Annotated in this window: 5 protein-coding genes; all 5 read right to left on the bottom strand. The window is 52.0% G+C overall.

Features of this window, described 5'->3' with window-relative positions:
- Positions 1-212: 212 nt before the first annotated feature.
- The 5 genes from LOC67_RS26980 to LOC67_RS26960 all read right to left on the bottom strand — a co-directional run bounded on the left by LOC67_RS26980 (position 213) and on the right by LOC67_RS26960 (position 4456).
- Positions 213-818, bottom strand: coding sequence for a hypothetical protein (locus LOC67_RS26980; protein WP_230265969.1), 606 nt, complete (start codon positions 816-818; stop codon positions 213-215).
- Between the two features lie 69 nt (positions 819-887).
- Positions 888-1439, bottom strand: a complete 552-nt coding sequence (locus LOC67_RS26975) for a hypothetical protein (RefSeq protein ID WP_230265968.1) — start codon at positions 1437-1439, stop codon at positions 888-890.
- Positions 1440-2100: 661 nt separating this feature from the next.
- Positions 2101-2508 carry a hypothetical protein gene (locus LOC67_RS26970; protein WP_230265967.1) on the bottom strand — a complete coding sequence of 136 codons (408 nt, stop codon included), beginning with the start codon at positions 2506-2508 and terminating at the stop codon, positions 2101-2103.
- A gap of 630 nt (positions 2509-3138) precedes the next feature.
- A complete protein-coding gene (locus LOC67_RS26965; RefSeq protein WP_230265966.1) occupies positions 3139-3663 on the bottom strand; it encodes a hypothetical protein in 525 nt (174 codons plus the stop codon).
- A gap of 121 nt (positions 3664-3784) precedes the next feature.
- Positions 3785-4456, bottom strand: coding sequence for a hypothetical protein (locus LOC67_RS26960; protein ID WP_230265965.1), 672 nt, complete (start codon positions 4454-4456; stop codon positions 3785-3787).
- Between the last annotated feature and the right edge of the window lie 1038 nt (positions 4457-5494).

The raw sequence follows: 5494 nt of genomic DNA, 5'->3' as shown, positions 1-5494 counted from the left end.
ACTATCAAACCGCAACTTCACTTGCGGCGATCATTAAACACTTACCACATGAAATCAGTTGGGCCGGATTCAGCAGCATTGAAGACAGACGTTGGCTATCGTAGTCACAACCACCCGCGCGAACGGCACGCGTCACCGGGTACGCGCGAAAGATTGTCAACTTCAAAACCGCCCGACTCGCGTACTCCGGTGCACGCGATTGTTACCCCGCGTCAATCGGACGACGATGCCCCGATGAGCGTGATGGTTGAAGTGCCAAGTCGCGCGATCGTCCAAAGAAACGCTCCCCACCATTCAAGGCCAGCATCGAAGTAGCCGGAACATTGATTGGACCATGAGTATATCACAAGGTCATTTTCTTGAGCATCACCGAACAGGCAATCTTTCAATTTCTCGAAGAGCGTTACGTTGCGGTCTTCTGGCTTCTGTAGTCCATATGGCGGCAAAAAGAACGCCGTTTTGAACCCGTCAACGTTTGGAATCGACCAAGCGCGGTCACCGAGGGGCGTTGGGGCTACATCGTCCGATCCCCAGAATTCTGCGAAGGAAATGCGTGATCCGATCAATTCATCAGGATTCCATTTGAATATATGGTTCTTCGCAAGCGGATACTGATGAAAGTCGATCGTCGCGTAGTGCTGTTGGAACCGTTTGTGCGACGCGTCGAGGAACTCGTACGCGGCGTCGAAGTGTGAGTCGTAGTTCTGAGGCGATTCGGATTGGTAGAACGCAAATTCGAGCACGACATGTTGGCGGTCAATCTCTTCGAGCAGTGCTTCAAGCTCTTTGTCGGGTTCGATTGGCGTTGCGTTTGCCATAAGCGAATTCCGGCGGGGTAACGGCAGGGTTCAGCGGGGCCGCGCGAACGACTCACCACTTCAAAAACGTCAACTCGCGGCCTCCGTTGCAACCCATGGTTCGCCCGTCTTTTTGCAACGGCGGTGGCAAAGGGAGCAACACCACCACAAATACATGAATCCAACATATAGCAGTGAGAGAAGCAGCGTGCCAACATGATGAGAATAACCCATCGCGTAGGTAACGTACCCAAATTCGATTATCAGCATTGCAATCAGGACAAGCGTGGCAAAGCTTCCCCAACCGTAGGTAAAGCGATCAAAACGCGGAACCAATTGAATCCGAGTGCAACGCCCTACGCCGATGCCGATCAACGCGACAGCCACAGGAAAAAAGAAACCAGTCGCGATTACCGATCCAGCAATTCCGACTGCGACGGAGTCACTCGCCGTACCAAATCCCTCGTGGTTTGCGATTGCGTAATAGAAGTGCTTGTCTCGCCACGGGGTCGAGCAATAAAGCGTGACACCGAGAATCGCAACGATCCACTTGTATACCTTGAGAGCGAATCCCGTCCGAGATTGACCGGTAGCCGATGCACCGTTATTTCCCGCTCGTGATGGTCGATATGGATTGTCCATCAGCATCTAATACAAGCACAATTTATCTGGGCGAACGGCAGAATTCACGGGGGACGGGCGAAAGACCCGCAAGCAGACAATTTAACACGACTCCCGTCCTCCCGTGCAATTCATGGTTCTGCCTTTCTCTGCGGGCGTGTCGAGACTGGAAGCCGGACAGTGGAAATAGCGATTCGCAATTCGCCCGATTCCAAACGACGATAGACCTACCAACGGCGCGGTAACGATCGTGAATACGATTGGGATCAACAGGTATGCTTCGGTAGCGTGCGGATCTCTGCTCGGCTGAAGAGCGATGGTATACATGAAATACATCAGGAAAAGCAAATCCGTGATGACAGCAGTGGCGATTACCGCAAGAGCGAATGTCGACACTATTCGTGCGATGGCGAACGACACGACACGACGCAGACGACAAGAGCGACGAGCAGCATCCAGAGTAGTACGTAGATCGGATTTTGACCGCCGCCATCCGAAGAAACAAAGAATGTCGTGGCGAGAACGCCAGCACCGGAGATTGCGAGGTCTCGTTTCGTTGCAGCCTGCAGTTTCAATCCAGAATCTCAATGGCAGAACGGTAGGCATAACCGAGTGGCGGCAGATGACCAACCACTTCAAAGACATCAACTCCGCCACTTCGGTTCATGCCATTGTTACCCGCTTATATTACCGCATCCAGTTCGTCATACGATCCAGTTTCAAAATACTTCTTCGTGATTCGAAGAGCGAGATCCAAGTCACTGATGACGTTGCATTCACAGCAGAAATAGCCTTGGTCACTTTCCCATAGTCGCACTTCCGAACGGTTGCCGCTGCTATCGTCATACAGCCACTCAGCCATGAAATGAAAGAGCGAAAGCCGACCGTCGCCGCCAACCACATTGAATGAATCGTTATCGTCATCGGGATCTCGGCATCCCAGTTGAACTATTGGAAAACAGTAGTTGTCCATTTGACGAATTGCGGCTTCAACCTGATTCCACGTTGGTTTTGCGGTTGTCTCCGTCGTCCACGGCCTTGCATCACGAAAGTAACGAACGACGTTTAAGTATTCGATCGGACTTGCCATCACGCACGAGTTTAAAAAGCGATCGATATTTCAGTATCGGGTAACGGCGGACATAACCGAGTGACGGCGGACGACTAACCACTTCAAAAACCCCGACTCCGTCACTTCGGTTCATGTCATGGTTCGCGTGGTACACACGACCACACTCTGCATCACATCGCTGCTGACAAGTCTACCCGATTCGAATCGCGAAGGGGAACGAGCATAGATATTTCAGCCGGCGGGTAGAACGTTTGATCGGCTATCTCAGAGCTGAAATCGAACCATGACATCAAATGCGACAAACAGGAAACTACTGTCCCATGAATTCAGATGGGCGTTGATCAAGCAACACAATCAAACGATGACTTCAGTCGCGATCAAAAGGAAACTGAAGTCTCGCGAAATCAAAAGGGCCGAATTCACGAGCAACTATCAAACCACAAACTCAGTTGCGGCGATCGGCTAATGGTTGTCAGGTGAGATCAGATGGGCCAGATCCGTCAGCATCGAAAACAGGCGATGGTTATCGCAGGCACAACCATCCGCGCGAACGGTAGCCGTCACCGGGCACGGAGAGACGACTTTCCAATTGTAAAACCGCGCAAGCCGTGCTCCGTGTGCACGGCATTGTTCTGCCTCACGCTTAAGTCAATCGCCGGAGCATCCGACAAAAACTAGCGAGACAGGAGTTCCGTCATCATACAGTGGAAAATACACAGCCTGCCACCGTTCGAGATTCTCAGCCGCAGCCTGCCATCCAACGCGATCGAGGTCTTCAGTTGTAGGTTGTTCTGTACCGTACAGGCGTTTGCGAATCGCAGGTTGCAATTGCCACGCGACGCCAAAGTCTGGTGTCTGTGAACATCGTTCGATGTCCAGTATCGAGTGTGTCCCTGACTCCGCCGCTAATGCAACAGCCTCTTCGATCGAACGGGGGCTCCTGCAGCCACGAGCAACCCATGACGCAAACCTTGTCGCCGAATAGAATCCCTTTGCAGCGACTATGATCAGCTTCACGGCTACGGGCATGTCTTTGAGCTGCGACCAGATGCTTACATTCGCGAACGGGTCACCGTAGCGGCCGGATTTAAAGACGTCGTTCCGAAGCTGCTGAAGTGCGGCATTCGGGTTTTCACTGAACGGCGTGGTATAGTGCCAGCTAGAAGCACCCATTGGTCGTCACGGTTTGTATTGATGGCAGAACGCCCCGGATCAGCGGGGACCGGGAGGCGAGCATCCATTCGTGAAAACTGACCACCGGTCCTCCGTTGCATCCGATGGTTCGTCGATCGTCTTAGAATCGAAGCGAGGATGGAATCTCGGACTTCGCGTTCCAACTCAAAGCCTGTAGTACTGACTGAGCCATGTCATCATACTGCAATCCAGGGATAAGGAATGCGGTGATCTGCGGGAATTCAAACGCAGAAACGCGTTTGCCAAACTCAAAACGATCAATGCATTCTCGCTCGATTCTTGCAATGAGTTTTCGTGTCGGGCCGTCGCGCCACGCACAGCTTCTTTTGACGCCTGCTTTGGAAACGAGTTTCGAAAGGATGAATCCGGACAGCTCCTGTCCTACGGCGCGAGATTCTGGGGGCTCGATGGAGTCAAATGATGGGTAGAAATACTGAACCACCTCTGGGTCATCGTCCCAGTTGTTCGATGCGGGGATACCATACCATGCGTTCATGCAATCATCATCGAACAGAACGTAGACTCCCCAGCGATAATCAAACTCTGTGTAATGCCTAGGCGTCCCCAAAAGCTGAGATGTCTTCTTTTCGCCAAGTGCGTCAACGAACGACTCGAAGCAACGAATGCTCTGCGGCAAAGGAGTCGCGTCGCGTGCGGTATTCCTCGTTGCTGGACGAGGCGTGCGGGGCAAAAGGCGTTGGAACACAAAATCCCAAACGCAGGCCCAGCGTTCTTCTGTGGAATCGGTCGGTTGGGAAAAGATGCTATCCATTACGTGAGAGCACTCGAATACGACGAACGGTAGCGATCACCGAGTTGGCGGAATAGAGATGAAACTAAAACCCAAAAGTCGTCGACTCGCCAACTTCGGTGCATCGCATTGTTATGTGCATTCTATTGGTCAATCGCAGTAGTTGTGACAAAGCTGGCACGTGACACACCCAATCAGCCGTGCCCCATTAAGCGATAAACCAACTGCAAAGAGGAGTACATATCGATGTTTTCGCGGGTAAGTCCAGATTTCAAATTTCGGAGGAGTTTCGTAATGGTGGAGCAGGACGTACCAAAGTCGCTGGTCAACAACCAATCGTTTTAAACGCCCATGAACTCCATCTAATGGATCAATAGGCCCGTAAAGCCTCGAATCAACGTCTGCGTCTTCGTAGCGTTTGTCAAACAAACCTTGTGATTCGAAGTCACAGTGAATTTCATCGTTGTAGCTAATTGCGTGGCGACCAGGGAAAGCTGGTTCGACTAAATCGAGATTGATGCCATGATCGGAACGAAAACCAATCGCACCGATGGAGTGCAATATATCGCGAGCAGTGTGAGTCTGCCCCAGAGCTTTGTATGAGGTCATAAACGGAAACATTCTGCAGCCAGCTGCTCCGTATGCACACCATTCAAATCCACATGAACGTAACTGCCGCCAATCAGTTGAGACTGAAAACGAAACGCCCATCGGTGGCAAATCAAGCAATTCAGGCTCTGTCGCGACCACCCCGTTCGCAAAGAGCAAGTCACCTGAGACAGGCAAGTTGTCTCTGGTGAAGGCCGCGTCGCCGTCAACGAATGGAGGAAACAGCTCGGACGCTCTGTTGCACATAACGGCGGACATAACCGAGTGACGGCGGATGACACACCACTTCAGAAACCCCGACTCCGTCACTTCGGTTCATGTCATGGTTCGCGTGGTACACACGACCACAGTCGGCACAACATCGCTGACGACAAGTCTACTCGATCGGAATGACCAAGGGGAACGAGCATTGATATTTCGGCTGGCGCATAGGGCGTTTGAACTGCTATC

The sequence above is a fragment of the Stieleria sp. JC731 genome (genome assembly GCF_020966635.1).
Lineage (GTDB): Bacteria > Planctomycetota > Planctomycetia > Pirellulales > Pirellulaceae > Stieleria.
This window is presented reverse-complemented; position numbering and strand designations above follow the sequence as displayed.